General features: G+C 42.8%; 14 protein-coding genes. 8 read left to right on the top strand and 6 right to left on the bottom strand.

From position 1 onward, the window contains the following. Window positions 1–427: 427 nt before the first annotated feature. Both AC27HD_RS08770 and AC27HD_RS08765 read right to left on the bottom strand, forming a co-directional pair. The gene (locus AC27HD_RS08770) at window positions 428–1600 is read right to left on the bottom strand and encodes an alpha/beta hydrolase-fold protein (RefSeq protein ID WP_487105149.1); all 1173 of its coding nucleotides are present in this window, start codon (window positions 1598–1600) and stop codon (window positions 428–430) included. Between the two features lie 227 nt (window positions 1601–1827). Beyond that, on the bottom strand, window positions 1828–3366 hold the full coding sequence (locus AC27HD_RS08765) for a hypothetical protein (RefSeq protein WP_487105148.1): 1539 nt from the start codon (window positions 3364–3366) through the stop codon (window positions 1828–1830). A 292-nt stretch (window positions 3367–3658) separates the two neighbouring features. Between AC27HD_RS08765 and AC27HD_RS08760 the strand changes: the two genes are divergently transcribed. The 3 genes from AC27HD_RS08760 (at window position 3659) to AC27HD_RS08750 (ending at window position 6661) form a co-directional block, all read left to right on the top strand. Continuing rightward, window positions 3659–5038, top strand: coding sequence for a hypothetical protein (locus AC27HD_RS08760; RefSeq protein ID WP_487105146.1), 1380 nt, complete (start codon window positions 3659–3661; stop codon window positions 5036–5038). Window positions 5039–5226: 188 nt separating this feature from the next. Then, window positions 5227–5871, top strand: coding sequence for a phosphoribosyl-AMP cyclohydrolase (locus AC27HD_RS08755; RefSeq protein WP_487105144.1), 645 nt, complete (start codon window positions 5227–5229; stop codon window positions 5869–5871). A gap of 85 nt (window positions 5872–5956) precedes the next feature. After that, window positions 5957–6661, top strand: coding sequence for a DUF2490 domain-containing protein (locus tag AC27HD_RS08750; RefSeq protein ID WP_487105142.1), 705 nt, complete (start codon window positions 5957–5959; stop codon window positions 6659–6661). A 19-nt stretch (window positions 6662–6680) separates the two neighbouring features. On the opposite strand, the gene AC27HD_RS08745 is transcribed toward AC27HD_RS08750, so the two are convergent. Both AC27HD_RS08745 and AC27HD_RS08740 read right to left on the bottom strand, forming a co-directional pair. Further along, the gene (locus AC27HD_RS08745; protein ID WP_487105140.1) at window positions 6681–6923 is read right to left on the bottom strand and encodes a DUF4235 domain-containing protein; all 243 of its coding nucleotides are present in this window, start codon (window positions 6921–6923) and stop codon (window positions 6681–6683) included. Between the two features lie 135 nt (window positions 6924–7058). Continuing rightward, on the bottom strand, window positions 7059–7223 hold the full coding sequence (locus AC27HD_RS08740; protein ID WP_032097534.1) for a DUF1328 domain-containing protein: 165 nt from the start codon (window positions 7221–7223) through the stop codon (window positions 7059–7061). Window positions 7224–7595: 372 nt separating this feature from the next. Between AC27HD_RS08740 and AC27HD_RS08735 the strand changes: the two genes are divergently transcribed. Together AC27HD_RS08735 and AC27HD_RS08730 are read left to right on the top strand one after the other, a co-directional pair. Continuing rightward, a complete protein-coding gene (locus AC27HD_RS08735) occupies window positions 7596–8477 on the top strand; it encodes an ABC transporter ATP-binding protein (RefSeq protein WP_487105138.1) in 882 nt (293 codons plus the stop codon). Between the two features lie 11 nt (window positions 8478–8488). Then, complete coding sequence (locus AC27HD_RS08730) at window positions 8489–12046, top strand: ABC transporter permease/M1 family aminopeptidase (RefSeq protein ID WP_487105136.1); 3558 nt, start codon at window positions 8489–8491, stop codon at window positions 12044–12046. Window positions 12047–12240: 194 nt separating this feature from the next. Here the strand turns inward: AC27HD_RS08730 and AC27HD_RS08725 are convergent, their stop codons facing one another. Together AC27HD_RS08725 and AC27HD_RS08720 are read right to left on the bottom strand one after the other, a co-directional pair. Further along, window positions 12241–12792, bottom strand: coding sequence for a type 1 glutamine amidotransferase domain-containing protein (locus AC27HD_RS08725; protein ID WP_487105134.1), 552 nt, complete (start codon window positions 12790–12792; stop codon window positions 12241–12243). Between the two features lie 364 nt (window positions 12793–13156). After that, window positions 13157–13375 (bottom strand): hypervirulence associated TUDOR domain-containing protein, encoded by a 219-nt coding sequence (locus AC27HD_RS08720; protein ID WP_032097538.1) that lies wholly within the window; start codon window positions 13373–13375, stop codon window positions 13157–13159. Window positions 13376–13696: 321 nt separating this feature from the next. Here AC27HD_RS08720 and AC27HD_RS08715 point away from each other — a divergent pair, with 321 nt between their 5' ends. The 3 genes from AC27HD_RS08715 to AC27HD_RS08705 all read left to right on the top strand — a co-directional run bounded on the left by AC27HD_RS08715 (window position 13697) and on the right by AC27HD_RS08705 (window position 16433). After that, the gene (locus AC27HD_RS08715) at window positions 13697–14170 is read left to right on the top strand and encodes a type II secretion system protein (RefSeq protein WP_487105132.1); all 474 of its coding nucleotides are present in this window, start codon (window positions 13697–13699) and stop codon (window positions 14168–14170) included. A gap of 37 nt (window positions 14171–14207) precedes the next feature. After that, on the top strand, window positions 14208–14588 hold the full coding sequence (locus tag AC27HD_RS08710; protein ID WP_487105130.1) for a hypothetical protein: 381 nt from the start codon (window positions 14208–14210) through the stop codon (window positions 14586–14588). Window positions 14589–14657: 69 nt separating this feature from the next. Continuing rightward, on the top strand, window positions 14658–16433 hold the full coding sequence (locus AC27HD_RS08705; RefSeq protein WP_487105128.1) for a putative bifunctional diguanylate cyclase/phosphodiesterase: 1776 nt from the start codon (window positions 14658–14660) through the stop codon (window positions 16431–16433). Window positions 16434–16490 lie beyond the last annotated feature (57 nt).

The following is a 16490-nucleotide window of genomic DNA, read 5'->3' as shown; positions in this document are numbered from 1 at the left end:
AAATATTTAATTTTACTTGAAGTAGCGAAACAATAAGTTGAACTGCTACTCCTTCTCTCTTGTCCAAGAGCCTCGGTCTATAGTCCACGACTGTTTAGATGATGAAAATTAACAGCAATTACAATCGGGGTCAGAACGAAGTTAAATTATTCGTGATGAAACCTGCTGAGGACAGGTTCGCTGAAACGTATTATTTGCCACCAAGTTTACCGTTCAAACAGAAAAGTTGTTGAGTCCGCTTTGGGCGTGGAGCCGAAGTAACAATCAAACAATGTGTAATGACCACTTCTGGCAAATATCGGAATCAAGAGCAGAGAGTCTTGAATGTCCGTTGTTTGTCTTTAGAGAACTATTAAGGCTGTTTTAGCTTATGTCCGTTTTGCGCCCGCAATAGTCGTTAAAATAAGTAACAAATAGCCAAAACTATTTATCCCTCCTCTCCGTTCTTTATTTTCTTGCGTAAATTAATTAACCGCGTCTTATAGGCACCATTTTCAACATTCTCTTTATAGCTCATTACCAAAACTTTCTCTCTCATTTCAAGCGCCATAGCTAAATCGCCTTTTGCCTCATATCCATCTGCCAAGCTGTCGTAGGCATCTGCTTTGTTTGGAAAACTTGATACGTTTTTCTTGAAAATCGCAATGGCAGATTCAAAGTCTTGCTGCTTCAGCGCGGCATAGCCAGCGTGATTTACCGCTTTATATTCTGGTTTTGCTTGAAAGTTATATTTTTGAGAAAGGTCTTTGTAGTACTGCTGTATCGCAGGAAGGCCTTTTTGTATTAGTGAGCCTGAAGGGCGTAGCGAGTTCAATTGCTTTTGAAGGGCCAAGCTCATACCTGCAAGGGCCGTTGTATTGTGGCTTTCAGACGTATCTAATTCAGCATCAAAGGCAAATCCATTCCGCGTGCTGTTTTTCAATAGCTCAGAATACCGTTCAAATGTACTAAGCATATGCCCACCTTCGCTGCCCATATTTACATAAAGGTATTTATTGAGATCGCTATCGGCATTGAAAAACTTTTCTGCTTTTGGAAATATCACTTTGTCGTGCCACCACAAACTTGGGCTAAAAGCGAAGTAGGCTTGAAACATTTCGGGCCGTTCATGCAAAGCGTATACAGTGAATAAAGCGCTTAACGAATGCCCAGCAATAATTGCGTAGTTGTTGGTACGATAGTTCGATGCAACATAAGGCTTTAGCTCTTGTTCTAGAAAATCTAAAAAGTTGTCTGCGCCACCTGATACTCCCCACTCGTTATAGCTTTCATCATAAGTAGGTGTGAAATCTCTTGCTCGTTCAGTGTTTGTAATGCCTATAACAATCATTTCCTGCGCCATACCAGACTGATTCAGCAGGTCTAGCGTACCAACGGTATGTGCGAAGTTGCGCTGACCGTCCAGCAAATATAAAACAGGGTAGGTGGTGTCTTTATAGCGTGCATAATTGTTGGGTAGGTGAATAAGCAAATCTCGTGACTCATTCAGTACTTCTGAGGTTATCGTTATAACTTCCGCATTGCCTCGTACTTTAGCATTTACGTGAAAGCTAAGGCTCAATACTATGCCAATCAAAATGCTGGAGAGCTTTTTATTCATTTGAAATTCCTTTTTCACGGTGATGGGGACAGGTTCTGTTATTTAAAATCAAAAACTTAAGCTGTCACAGATGTCTAAAGTTGTCAAAAAAATGCCGAGTGATTGATGCGTTTTCTATCATAGCGGCAGGGGCCATGTCATAGTTACTGCAATGGATGTCGCGGCAGCTGTAGATTTGTTTATTAGGTTATAAAAAAGTTCCGACTTAACTTTTTTACCTCTGGACTTTATGGCACCAAATTAAACATTCTCACATCGCCTTCAGCATAAATCTCACATTTATTACTAACGTTATGTTTATACCGGTACTGTTCACATTGACTAAGTGCTAGCTGGTTGGCTTCATGTTGAGAGGGTTTATTAACCACATAGAAGTATGCGTAGGCTCCATTGTCCCCTAAGGCAAGCGCAAAAGCCTTCTTATATTTGAAGTCAAAATATTTGTTAAAAGCCTGATTAATTTTAGCGATTCGGTTATTACCAGAGTTTTCGTTCTCTGCCGCTACATCGAGTATTTCATCCTTAAATGAAAGGGTATTTAGAAACTGCTCCGCCTCTTTGCTACTTTTGCTCTTAAAGCTATTGTATAGATTACGATAGAAATCTATTTTTTCGTCGTCATTTAAGTTGATATCAGCTAGGTGGGATTGCACAACTTCCGGCTCGGAATAGCTCAGTTTTTTTAAGAAATCAATTTTAAAGCGATTAGTATCAATATTACTTTGTTCGGATATCCACGCTAAGGCATCATCGGCTCTTTTGTTTGGCCATGCTCGCATAATATCTTTTAGCGTCTTAACTTCATTTGAAGCATTTGCTAAAAAATGGTTTGCGGCATCTTCCGGTGAATCGCTCATCCAAAAGTAAAAAGCGGTTTGTTCCAAATTTTCGCGCTCAGCGATATCTTCAATCTGATTTAAGCGTTCAAATAAAGCGGTAGGGTCTATTTTCACCCAATCAATAATCGCCGACTTTAATATCGACATATCATCTAAGCGCCTTAGTTCATTAAATAGGTTTAGATGTTCTTCGCTTGTTTCCAATTCAAAGCCTATCGAAGTCAAACTATTTTTAAGGCTGACTCCCATATCTTTAAACATTTCGAGGGTATCTATTAACTGCGGTAAATCGGCTTTAGCTAGCACATTTAACAAAGTGGAGTTTGCGCTTAAATCGATGTCTTCGTGAGCAAACTCAAGCATTTGGTTTAAATACTCAAAGCCTAGGTCAGGTCTTTTTTCAGCAATTTGTGCCTTAATGAATGCTGAGTAATTTGGAAAGTCTGGCATTGGGTTGTAATGCTCTGCGAAAGCTAATGCTTGTTCAGGGGCTTTTTCTATCAATTGCGCAGTCATAATCTGATAGAGCTTATTTCGTTGAAATTCATCGCTATTTTCGAACCACGGAGCTAACGCTAATAGTTCTTCGGTAGATAATGCTTCTAGTAATGCAACCAGTTTTAGAATTGGCTTTGCTTGTCTAGGGTTTTCTTCTATCGCAGCTAATAGTTCGCCCACTTCAGCAGTAATATCTTCCATTGAACTAGGGGAGCTTTCGGACAGATTCGACAATAATTTATCTGCGGCATTGTGATTAACACTAAGCGTGTTTTTTGCCTCTAGTGACGATTCTTTATCGTTGGACGTGCTTTTTGAGTCAGTAACTCTATCTGAATTTGGTGTTGCTTGTTGCGCAGTATTACGACCAACCGCAAAGGCTAACGCGGATGTGACAATGATGAGAATTATCCAATAACTTGCTTTCATGTGACCTCTCGAAGATGATTAATATAGCAGAGAGACACAATTGAATAGACAGCCCTCCTTAGCTACTAAGTGCTAAGCCTAACAGGTTTTTTTACGAGGCACACATAATTCACCATTTTTACAACCTAGCTATGTTTGGTAAGTTTTAGTCCGCTAGCTTTGTAGTTTACAAGCACATAATGTCGCCTCTTTCAGTAGCCAACATGTTTTACAGTTTAAAAGCCCTTATTGACTTCAATGGTGAAACCAGCAAGATTTATACAACTGAGAAACTATTAGCGAAGACTATACTTTGACCCCCTTAAAGAAGGTAAGCAGCCCAGCTTCATCAAAATATGTGGATATGGTGTTTAAGTTCGCCGTATGTTGTGTTGCCTTAGCCTTGCTCAGCGCCTGCTTTTCTTCCGTTCAACCAGTTGATAAAGCCTCATCCACAGCATTAGCATTTAGCCCGAGCGATGACGCACGTTTTTCAAATGAAGTGATGAACGTGGCACCTTTTTTACCAGCGAACCAGATTAACCGACAGGAACAATGCAAGGTAGCTAATGCAGATGCAGGTTTTAAAACCTCAAGTGAAGTTAATTACGCGCAATACGGATGGGAAGAGCGTATCGCTCATCAAACGGAATTCTTTGATATTCCAGAGCAAGAGGGGCGTGTTCTCATCGTAGATTTTGCTCAGGCAGAGGATGCGTTGGCGTATCGTTATTTAAGTAACGATAATAGTCACAATACCCTTTATGAGCCGTGGAGTTCATCGAAGATATTTGCCTTTACTGGCGCTGTTGCAAAATTACGTGAACAGGGCTTAGGGGCGCAGGCACAAATTGGCAGCACCTATGTTGCTGATATGATCACCTCTATATATACTTATGAAGCCTTTGGTACCTCAATAAGCAACTCAAATGAACTCGCCACTTTGTTTGCCAATATTGCCGGCCGAGATAATCTCAGCGCGCTGTTTTATGATGATTGGTTAAAGCTTTCAACACCAAACATATTTTTTCGAGGCGCTTATGGGCCTAGCGCCTACAAGCCTAATTCGTATGAGTGGCAAATGCTTAATGGCATGAAGCGTGCGGAATTACGGCCCTATTTGAACGCAGCGGATGACCCAGGGTATGTAAATTATCGCTGCGAGAGCTGCGGATTAACAGGCAACAAGCCGATGACAACGCTGGCACAAGCGGAGTTTTTAAAGCGACTGGCCAGCCATGAGCGCGACCCACTTACTCAGCATTCTGCTCTTGAGGCCGCTGATGTTAAAACGCTTTTCTATGGTGACGGAAATTCATTAGGTAATAAACGCTTTGCAGGTATGAGTGCTGGGATCTCAGTCATGCTGCAGCATGCAATTGCTAACAGTATTCAGGTTAATAAAGGCACAAGTACAAGTACAAGCACAAGTAAAAGCGCCAAAGTCATTTTAGACGAAGCAACTCAGGGGGAATGGCGTGTATTTCAAAAAATAGGGTGGGGGCCAAGTGAAACTCGCGGTACCACAGAGGTGGTAGTGCTTGCACATGTATGTGTCCCGTATTACCAAGGCGGTCGAGAGTTCACCGTTAGCGCGCAGGTATCTGTGCCTAATGCAGATGCAAGTTTGCTTCCTGCTGCCGGTAAAAAAATGCAAAGATTATTAGAGAAAACCATGAATAAGCTTTTATAAATGTATCTGGTTTTTGGTTCCTATCGCTTTAATCCCTTTAGAGTAAACCGTTTAATGCCCACCTGCTGTTAATCTGTTTTTAATGTTCAGTAAAAGTACTCTTAACCATAGATGTATATGCTTAATAGCATCAAATACAAAGCGACTTGCCTTGTATTATTCAATGCTATTTAGGTGGGAGTTTACTCATGAAAATACGTCCTCAATCAATAATGAAAGCTACTCTTTTAACTGCTTCAGTGATTATCGCGACTGGCTGCGCTGCTGTGGCAAAACCCCAAATGAGTAACGGCACAACCAAAAGCGCGGCTGCAATGAAGTCTCAAAGCGCAGATGATGTGCTTTTGTATTCAAACCAATGTATTACTGAACGAGAGGTAGTGAATGCTCAGAAAATGTGGGGTGATGGCATTGTTAGAATTGGCAGCGTATTTTCTAACAAAGGTGATTACTCTAACGAAGCTGCTGATTTTATTCAGGAAATGTACGGCTATGATTTAAGCAGCGTTTTATTTAAGCCCACGCTAGCGGCCAACGATCAGTTTAGATCGAGTTTTGATGCTGCACTGTCGTACTTCGTAGGTGGAAACGATGCCTACGAAGAAGATAAGGGTTTTGCGATAAAGCCGTATACCAAAGTGAAGTTCGACAACGTGGGAATTATCAATAATAGCTGCCGTATGGCTGTTGCAATGGGTAATTATTATTTCACTGACACCACAGGTGGCGAAACCAAAGTGGAATATACATTTGCGTACGTGAAAGACAGCGAAGGTGATTTGCGTATTGTCGCTCATCAGTCGTCACTTCCTTATAACCCATCATCAAATTAAACCTCGCTATTAGCGCGATATGAAATACTTCATATCGCGCTACCTCTCATTTAAGCACTATAAAGCTCATCACACCGAGGTTTCTATGCGCACGATAAAAAATATAATAACCACTATTACCGCTTTATCATTACTGCTGATGTGCACCGCTGAATCGCATGCAACAACAAACGATTTTCAATCTTGGAATGCTGTTGCCCTTGCCGGTAACGCTGATAAAGCGGGCGACCTGCAATTTTGGTTTGATGGGCACCTGCGATTTAAAGACGATGCTTCTCAACTGGGTGTGTCGATATTTCGCCCCAGCATTGGTTATCGTATGTCTGACGACCTCACGTTGTGGTTAGGTGTCGCTAGAATCACGATAGATTCAGAAGCCGGTACTGTAGAAGAAGACCGTCTTTGGCAGCAAGCAACCTACTCGCTTCGACCATTTTTAGGCGGCAACGTGTCTGCACGAACCCGTCTTGAGCAGCGCTATCGCAACGACCAAGGTGACGACGTAGGCCATAGAATTAGACAATTTGTTCGTTGGGAAAAGCCGCTAGGCGACAAGTGGTCTTTTGTTGTGTGGGATGAGCTATTCGTTACGCTAAATGATACTCAGTGGGGGCAAGCAAGTGGGTTTGATCAAAATCGATTCTATGCGGGCCCCGCTTATCAACTTAACGACACATGGCGCGTTGAAATGGGATATATGAATAACTACATTCATTCGCCCGGTGCTTCTTCAGCAGAGGCTCAAATTAACCACAATCTTTCTCTTACGTTTTTCGGATCGTGGTTTTGAGTATGAACAAAAAGCAGAACTACTTGGAGTTGCGTTTATCCAACGCGTATTGAACCGCCATTCTTGCGGCGCCTGCACCAATGCCTGATACCACTGCCCAAGTTACGGCTTCTCGAAGATCGGTATTTTCACTTCCTTTGTCTTTAGGGGCAGGTTCGTTTGTCACTTTTTCCCACGATTTTTGAAGTGTTTTTCTGGCAAGCATGCCTGCTGATGCAGCGGCAAGGCCAATGCCTACGGTCGTAATTAATTTGTCACTCATAATATTCTCCTTAAATTGGTAGTGAAAACTTTGTAGTGAAACTTACTGGTGAGAAATGAGATGTAGAAAGTTTGTGAGAAACAGCTATCGCAAGCTGCGATGGGTAATTAAACCCATCGCTCGGCTTGCGGTTGTCTACTTGCCTCTCACCATGTTCATCACGAGTGATACAACCAGTAAGATTAAGAAAACACCAAATATAATTTTGGCGATACCGGCCGCAGAACCTGCAATTCCACCAAATCCTAAAACGGCAGCAACTATTGCAACAACTAAAAATATTAATGCCCAACGTAACATAATGTATCCCTTCATTTTGTGAGTTCACAATTGAAGGTGCAAAGCATAGGCCTACTTTAAAAAGTTGCTTAAATTATTGTATGAAATGTAGCCGCAGTGAGGCCTGTAGAGCGATGGTGTAATAAAAAGGAAGTCCATCTTTTTATGCTATTGCACAACTAGCACAGGTCGATGGTGAGTATTTTTCCCAATAAAGCTGTAAATATTTCTTATTTTTAATTTGCAATTTTACCAATGTTGCATGGCCAAATTCATTCTTTTCTCACTTTGTTACAAGTTTCGCGTTAACAGGTGCATTATTTAGGCGTAGTTTAGAATTTGAACAACAAATAAAAAGAACGCTTCACTAACAATTACTACAAAGGAATGATCATGCTCAACATTAGCGGTCTCACCAAAACTTACCCCAATGGAGTTAAAGCCCTTAACGGCATCAACCTATCAATTCCCAAGGGAATGTTTGGGTTACTTGGCCCTAATGGTGCCGGCAAATCCTCTTTAATGCGAACAATCGCTACCCTTCAAACACCTGATACAGGTTCTATCCAATTTAATGGTATTGATGTGCTTGCCGATCCTAACGGGTTGCGACAATGCCTTGGCTACTTACCGCAAGACTTTGGGGTGTACCCGCGCATTAGTGCAGAGAAGCTGCTAGACCATCTAGCCGTGTTAAAGGGAATTAGCAGCAAAGCCGAGCGTAAAGACGCGGTGGAAAGCTTGTTGGTTCACACCAATTTGTGGCAGCACAGAGACAAAGCAGTAAGTGGTTATTCTGGAGGTATGCGTCAGCGCTTTGGTATTGCGCAGGCATTATTGGGCGACCCCGATCTTATTATTGTGGATGAGCCTACCGCTGGCCTCGACCCTGAAGAGCGCAATCGCTTTCACAACTTGTTAGTAAGCTTAGGTGAAGAGAAGGTTATTATACTCTCTACACACATTGTTGATGATGTATCAGAACTTTGCCCGAAAATGGCCGTGCTAGGGCAGGGAGAAATTTTATTAGAAGGTAACCCTATTAGTCTCACCACAGAACTGGCGGGACGCATTTGGCGCAAGCAGGTGAGTCAAGATGAGTACCGCGAACTTGAGCAGAGCCTGAATATCATTTCTGCCCGTTTAATTGCCGGTAAGCACGTTATTCATGTAATGGCCGACACGCCGCCAGAAGGGTTCGAACAAGCGCCAGCTAATTTAGAAGACGTGTATTTCTCTACCTTGCACAATAGCCGCGCTGCAACTGCTGCGTAAGGGGAATAACCATGTTTTTAAATAGCCTTACGTTTGAATGGCGATATTACCTTCGCCAACCTTCTTTTTACGTCACCATGTTGGCGTTTTTCTTGTTGCCTTTTTTGGCAACCACTACCGATAATATTCGTATTGGTGGCGGTGGAAACGTGCTGTATAACGGCTCGTTTGCTATTACTCAAACCGCGCTCATTATGGGTATTTTTGCGCTGTTTTTGTTGGTTAACTTTGTGTCGGGTACTGCTACACGAAACCACTCCAGCAATATGGGCGAGCTAATATACACTCGGCCAATTACGCCGCTGTCGTACCATTTGGGCCGCTTTTTAGGTGCCTACTTGGTCAGTATTTGCGTGTTTGCCATGGTGCCTATTGCTATTTTATTAGGCTCGTTAATGCCTTGGATAGATCAAGAGCGAATAGGGCCCACTAATCTAAGTTTCTATCTAACTACCTTTTTCTACTTCTCAGTGCCCAGCATGCTAGCACTCGGTATGATTTTTTATGCCGTTGCCCAGCGCCTTCGCTCAATAATGGCCGCATACTTGGTCGCAATGGGTATATTCATTTTCTACCTAATTAGCGGCGTAGTAACATCAGAGCCGGAGTACCGCACCATTGGCGCATTGTTAGACCCCTTTGGTCTTCGTACCTACGCCGAGATAACCCGATATTGGACAGTGTTTGATAAAAACACCACCGTTGTGTCATTAGAAGGTGTGTTACTGCAAAACCGTTTGATATGGCTTGGCATTGGCGCATTTATACTGGCCACTGTTGGCAGTATTTATCAAATGCGCTGGCAGCAAAAAAGCCGTAAAGAAAAGCCAAGTAAAGCCTCGACTGTGGCTCCACCCAAAACCCTTAACCTTACTATTAAAGCGAAGGCGGGTGGGCAGTTTGGTAAGTTACTAACTCGCATTGGCTTTGAAATGCGTCAAGTTATGTTTAGCCCAGCCCTTCTTGTGCTGATGATTTTTACGCTGTTCAATCTGTCTGCCCTGTACTTTGTGCCTATTGGCGGTGTGTACGGTACGCCAGATTGGCCGCTTACCTATAAAATGGTTGAGTTTATTCGCGAAAGTTTTGGGTTGATGATGCTAATTGTTATCACCTATTACAGTGGCGAGATTGTATGGCGTGAGCGCGGCTCTGGTATGGGCGATATCGTCGATTCAACACCCGCTTTCAACCTGATTTTTTGGGTATCTAAGCTGCTTGCAATGTGGGCGGTAACCGCTGTGCTATTTGCCATTGGTATTGTTTTTACCGTTACCTATCAGGCTACCCAAGGGTATTTCGACTTTGATTTTGGTACGTATTTAATTGGCATCTATTTTGTATCATGGGTTCCGTGGGCGCTATTGGCGGTTCTGGCATTCTTTATTCAGGTGCTAAGCCCGAATAAATTTGTGGGTATGCTGCTGTTTGTGGCGTACTTCATTGTTAGCTTAGTATTTGCTGAGCTAGGTTTAGAGCACAACATGTACAGCTTTAGCGACGCGCCAAGAGTGCTGTATTCCGACCTGAACGGCTGGGGCTGGTTCTTAGCGCCTTTCGCTTGGTACATGCTTTATTGGAGTGCACTTTCGTTAGCTCTATTCACCATTGGTTATGCATTGTGGCAGCGCGGGCCAGAAGTATCACTTAAACACCGTTTTAAGCTGCTAGGTTATCAGTTGGGGGCGTCTGGAAAGGCAGTGTTAGCAGTAAGCATTCTCGTGTTCGTACTTACGGGTGGCTACATTCACTACAACACCAAGGTAGTCAACACTTACCTTACCCAAGAGGAGACCTTTGAGCTTCAAGCTGAATACAAAAGTCAGTTTGGCCAGTATGAAGACGACTTAATGCCGGTCGTAACCCAGGTAAATGCGAACGTTGATATTTACCCAGAGGCCCGCCGTGTAGAAGTGTCGGCAGATATGACGATCAGCAACCCGTTTGATGAGCCAATTGCCCGCACCTTGCTGTCGATTCCACGGTTTACGACTACATGGGATGTGGTGATACCTGGCGCGCAAATTACCGAACGCTTCGACAACCTGTCTGCGGCGTGGCTAACCTTCGACAAACCACTAATGCCGGGTGAAACCAGAAAAGGAACCCTGTCAGCGCTGCGTGAGCATAAGGGGTTCAAAGATGGCGGTTTCGACTTGCAGGTAGCTGAAAATGGCACATTTATCGATAATTTCTCGTTGTTTCCATCTTTTGGGTTTAACGGGCGTTATGTAATTTCAGACCGACACGAGCGACGTAAGCGGGATCTGCCAGAGCGCCCTCGGGCCTATAAACTGGAAGATACCTCACGTTATGCTGAAAGTGGGTTTGGTAAGGGAGTCACCTTTATCGACTTTGAAACTACGGTGTCCACCAGCGGCGACCAAATTGCTATTGCGCCGGGTTACCTGCAAAAAGAGTGGCAGGAGAACGGACGTAACTATTTTCATTACAAAATGGATGCGCCAATAGTCAATTTCTTCTCCTACCTTTCTGCGCGCCACGACGTTTCGCGAGACGAGCATAAAGGTGTGAATATTGAGGTGTACTATCACCCTGAACACCATTGGAATGTGGATGTTATGGTGCAAAGCGTGAAAGATTCTCTCGATTATTTCACCAACGCCTTTGGCCCTTATCAGCACAAACAGATGCGAATAATTGAGTTTCCAGGGTATCGGTCGTTTGCGCAGAGTTTTGCCAATACGGTGCCTTATTCTGAGGAAATTGGGTTTATTGCAGACCTGCGCGATCCTGAAGACATAGACTATGTGTACTATGTTACCGCCCACGAAGTAGCTCACCAGTGGTGGGGACATCAGGTAGGTGCTGCCAATGTTCAGGGCCAATCAATCATTATTGAAAGTTTGTCTCAGTACAGTGCCATTATGGTATTGCGTGAACGCTTTGGCGAAGAGAAGATGCGTCGCTTCCTCAAGTATGAACTGGATCGCTATCTTCGAGACCGCGGTAGCGAGTTGATTGAAGAAATGCCGTTTATGCGCAGCGAAGATCAGCAGTATATTCATTACCGTAAAGGCTCGGTAGTCATGATGGCAATTCTAGATAGGTTAGGGGAGAAGCGTGTCAATACTGCACTGAAAAACTTTCTAGAGGCATATAAGTTTAAAAACGACCCGTATCCAACTACCTTAGATTTGCAGTCTGCCCTTAATGCTGAGGCGACAAACGAGGAACAGCAGTTTATCGCAGACTTGTTTGAGCGCATTACCCTATACGACTTAAAAATGCTGTCAGCTGAGGTTGAAGAAACTAGCGACGGGAAGTTTGTCGCAACCATGACAGTATCGGCGGGCAAGTTTGAGGCTAATGGCGATGGACGCGAAACAGAAGGTAGTGTTGATGAATACATTGATATTGCACTGTTCACTGGCGACCCTGAAGACGTGTCTGAAAACACTCAGGTGCTTTATAACCAGAAACACAAATTAATTAGCGGGGAAAATACAATAACCGTGACGGTGGATGAAAAGCCCGCCTACGTGGGAGTTGACCCCTTTGTGAAAATGATTGATAGAGACAGCGGAGATAACGTAATTAAGCTGTAATTTTTATCAATAAACGTGAAGCGGAGCAGAGTATGTTTCATAACTTGAAACTTACTCTGCTCCGTTTTTTATTTTATAGCTAGCGAAGCCTGCATTTACATTTATTAAAGTTGCCCAACCGCACTGAGAAAAGGCACTAGCAGTAACTTCAAGCTATGAATAATCAATTTCCGTTAATAATTGAGAGTTGCACGTTATGCAACGAGTTTCGCTATCGCCTCTACAAAGGCAGGAATATCGTTTGGATTTCTACTGGTAACCAACTTCCCATCTTGTATCACTTCTTCATCTTTCCAGTTTGCCCCGGCATTAATTAAATCAGTTTTGATACTAGGGAAACTTGTAAGCTGTTTATCTTTAACGATACCCGCTTCTACAAGCAACCATGGGCCGTGACAAATGGCACCAATCGCTTTAATATTTTGTTCTGAATAAGCGCTTTTGATGAAAGAGACCGCGGCGTCATTTGTGCGTAAAATGTCTGGGTTTATTTGGCCGCCAGGTAAAATAAGCGCGTCGTAGTCACTAGAAGTTACAGAAGATACTTGAGCATCTACATTAACCTTATCGCCCCAGTTATCTTCATCCCACGCTGTAATGGTGGTTTGATTATCAATAGACAAAATGTCTACATGAGCACCTTGTTTAATGAGTTCATTCTTTGGTTGAACTAATTCACTTTGCTCAAATCCATTGGTCGCTAAAATAGCAATTTTTTTACCCTTTAGGTTTTGATTGTTACTCATAATTAAACACTCCTTTTTAATTCAATAAAGTTGTTTTTGTGCCGATGCGGCATCAACAAATATTGTTAATCCCACTTACAGTCTTTAAAAACATTCAACAGGTAACCTGCAATAAGTAAACCAGCCGTGAAAATCGCATAAGTATCTGTTTTTTAAGAGGGCGTTAATTTTTTTGAGCGGAAAAAAGCACTGCGGGGCTGTTTGATTTGCAAGGTGTTCGTATAATTTACATGAACAATGCAAAGACAAATGAAGCCCTGCTAGGTGAAAGATGAACTGTATCTTGCTGTATAATTACAAAGATACAGCGATGTAATTCACTAGAAGCCGATCGATGGCTTTGTTATTGAAAGCTAAGTCTACCTTAAGATGTCTTCTTCAGTTCGCTGTGAGATTTTAATACTTTGCTTCCATCGTCCTGTTCAATCATATACGCAGGGTCGGTTTCACTTGCATCTCGTTTAACCGATGAGCCTTTGATAGTGCGTTCAACCTCGCTTGTAAACTTCTCCCGAATATTGCCCGAAGCACTGCCGTTACCCCATTCCCATTCAACCTCGGTGTTAATAGCATAATGTTTCATTTCAAAAATCCTTGTAGTGGTGGCGACTTCATTAAACGGTTCAACCATACTTCGCAAAACCTGTGGAGCTAAGCTCTGTTAAACAAGGCTCTTTTCAATAAAGCTCTGTCAAATAAAGCCAGAGAAGATAAGGCTGGGTAAAATAAAGCGTCGTTAAATGGATAACATAGTTGTAACGGGAGGGAGGAATTAAAGGTTCATAAAAGGTGCAGCTAACTATCTTAAGATGTGCTTTAACACTGTGTCCTAAGGTCTATTTCAGAATTTTTCATTTATACTATACACTTGCAGCAATTACAGATAACGCAGTTCTGTCCGATTTTGAATAAATATCACAACAGTAAAGGCTTTACGCTAATTGAGTTAATTATTGTAATAGTCGTTTTAGGAATACTGGCCGTTACCGCTACACCTAAATTTTTAAACGTGCAAAAAGATGCACAAGCGGGGGCACTTGAAGGGCTTAACGCAGCATTGTTAGGCGCGTCGGAAATTGTTTACGCAAAAGCGCTGATTGAAGGGGCGCAGGGAAGTGCCGATACTACCCTCACTTCTGGCATTCGTGTGCGTTACGGCTATCCTTATGCAACGCAAACAAACTTAAAAGAAGTGGCCGATTTTTCAGAAGACGATTGGAAATTAAGTGGCTCTGCACCTGAAGTCACCTTTACGTTAGAGCGTCAAACTGCAGACTTAACTAACGCTGAGATTGCAGCAAGCGATGTGTGCAAACTTACTTATCGTCATCCCAATCAAGGTGAAAAGCCCACAATCACGGTTACCAATTGCAATTAGGCCGAAACTTAGAAACGAAGTGTATCGATAGAAAAATATGACAACAGAAAAAATGACTATTGAACAACCGAGATCGGCTTTTAGCGCCTTCTTTATAAGCGCTCGATCATCGGGCGTGTTTTCTATCGTTAATTTCACTAGCTTTATCTACATCATCGTTTTGGGGCTTACGTTTAAAGACCTGTACAGCTTTATGGAAGATTGGGTGGTTATCACTCAGGCCATTGGTGTGCTTGTTATTTTGATGAACGTTGTCGCGCTTAAGAAAACCAATAATGTACCGCTAGCGGCAGCGATCATGCTGTTTTGTATGTTTGCAATACACATGGCAAACGTCACCTTTGCAGGGGGTATTGATACTGTCCATTATGCGTGGATCTTTATTTTTCCTATCCTTGCTGGTGGAACAATGGGGTAGCGCGGGCAAATATTCTTTTGGTTTATCAGTGTGCTTGGCACCGTTTACTATTATGTGTGGCCCGAGCAAATGGACACACTTCCCTACGAGGGTGACATGGGCTACACACTGGCTACTCGCCTGATGTGTTTAACAATTTTCAGCCTTATTATGCTCACCTATTACTTTACGCTAAACGAAAAAATGCTGTTTTTGCGTAAAGCCCTTAAACTGGCCTCGTTTGAAAGTGACTTGTTTTCTGGGGTGTTTAATTCAAAAGCGCAAAGTGTGTTGTTGGTAGATGAAACAGGCACTATACAGCGCGCTAATTACACCGCTCATACTACTTTTGGCTTTGCTGAAAATACGCTAATTCATCAACCAGTGAGTACGCTGTGTTTACACGCCGACCGACTTTTTGGTGCAGATACGGTAGACAAACCGACACGAGAAATACAGGTACAAACCAAGGATGGCCGAATTGTTTGGATTGAATACTCTGCGCTTAGCGTTTTAGATGAAAATGAACATCGACACAGCTTGATCACCATCGAAGACATTAGCGATCGTAAAAAGCATGAATCTGAGTTGTCTCACCTAGCTCATTATGATCATCTCACCAAAATGCCAAATCGCCTGATGCTTCAAGAGCATCTTGCTTCCTTGCTCAAACTTCACGCTAACGTGTCTTTTGCTGTTATTTTTATCGACCTTGATAAGTTTAAAGACGTTAACGATATGCATGGTCATGAAGCCGGCGATGCGGTATTAGTTGAAGTTGCTCGTCGTTTAAAGCGCTGTGTACGAGAAGGTGACTTTATCGGTCGCTTCGGTGGTGATGAATTTATATTGCTAAGTGAAATCGACACCTCTAAAGATGAAATTGTGCGCTTGGTTCAGCGTGTGCAAAAGGTGATATTACAGCCCATTTATTACCAAAACAGACAGCACAACATTGGCTCAAGCGTGGGCATAGCGCAATACCCAGTTGATAGTGAAAATGCTAACGACTTACTTCGCAAAGCAGATGCTGCTATGTACCGTACTAAAATTAACGAGAAAGGCGCATTCGCTTTTTACAACCTAGATTACGACATTGATTTGCAGCGCAAGCTTCGTCTTAACACCGACTTGAATTTTGCATTGGATAAAAATGAATTGTCGTTGGTTTTCCAACCTATATTCGATAAAAACAAAGTGCTTTGTGGCGCCGAAGCCTTGTTGCGTTGGAAACACAGCGAGCTGGGCTTTATTTCGCCAGATGACTTCATTCCAATAGCCGAAGATGGTGGCCAAATTTTGCAAATTGGCGATTGGGTTATAGATGCTGCTTGTCAGGTATTGCGAGAGTGGCAGGAGAAGGGGCATTCTGCGCTTAGTATGTCGGTGAATATTTCCTATCGACAACTTGCCGACTGCGCTTTGGTTGATGTCACTCGCCGCTGCTTAGACAAGCATGGCTTGAAAGGCGATAACTTGGTACTTGAGTTAACCGAGCGTGTATTTGCCGATGATTTAACACTGGTTCGAGAAAATATGCGGATGTTGTCTGAGCTAGGGGTGAAAACGGCCATTGACGATTTTGGCATCGCCTATTCCAGCTTGAGCTATTTGCGTAGTGTAAACTTTGACATTTTGAAAATTGACCGCAGTTTCGTTAAAGATATTGTGGATGATCACGAGGCCAAAAACCTCTGTCATGCCATACACTCAATGGCGAAAAGCCTAAGCTTACAGGTGACGGCTGAGGGCATTGAAACCGAGGCGCATTTTAACGCCTTAATTGAAATGAATGTAGATAAGTTCCAAGGCTATCACTTGGCAAAGCCACTCACGAAAAGCGACTTTTCTAAGTTATTGAGTTAACGCTACACTGGTAATATTAGAGCAATGTGCTCATACTCAAATTTTTAAGCCATTAAA

This window comes from Alteromonas sp. 4NS20-0143 (assembly GCF_057542855.1).
Note: the sequence above shows the minus strand (reverse complement) of the source record. Positions and strands in the feature narration are given on the sequence as shown.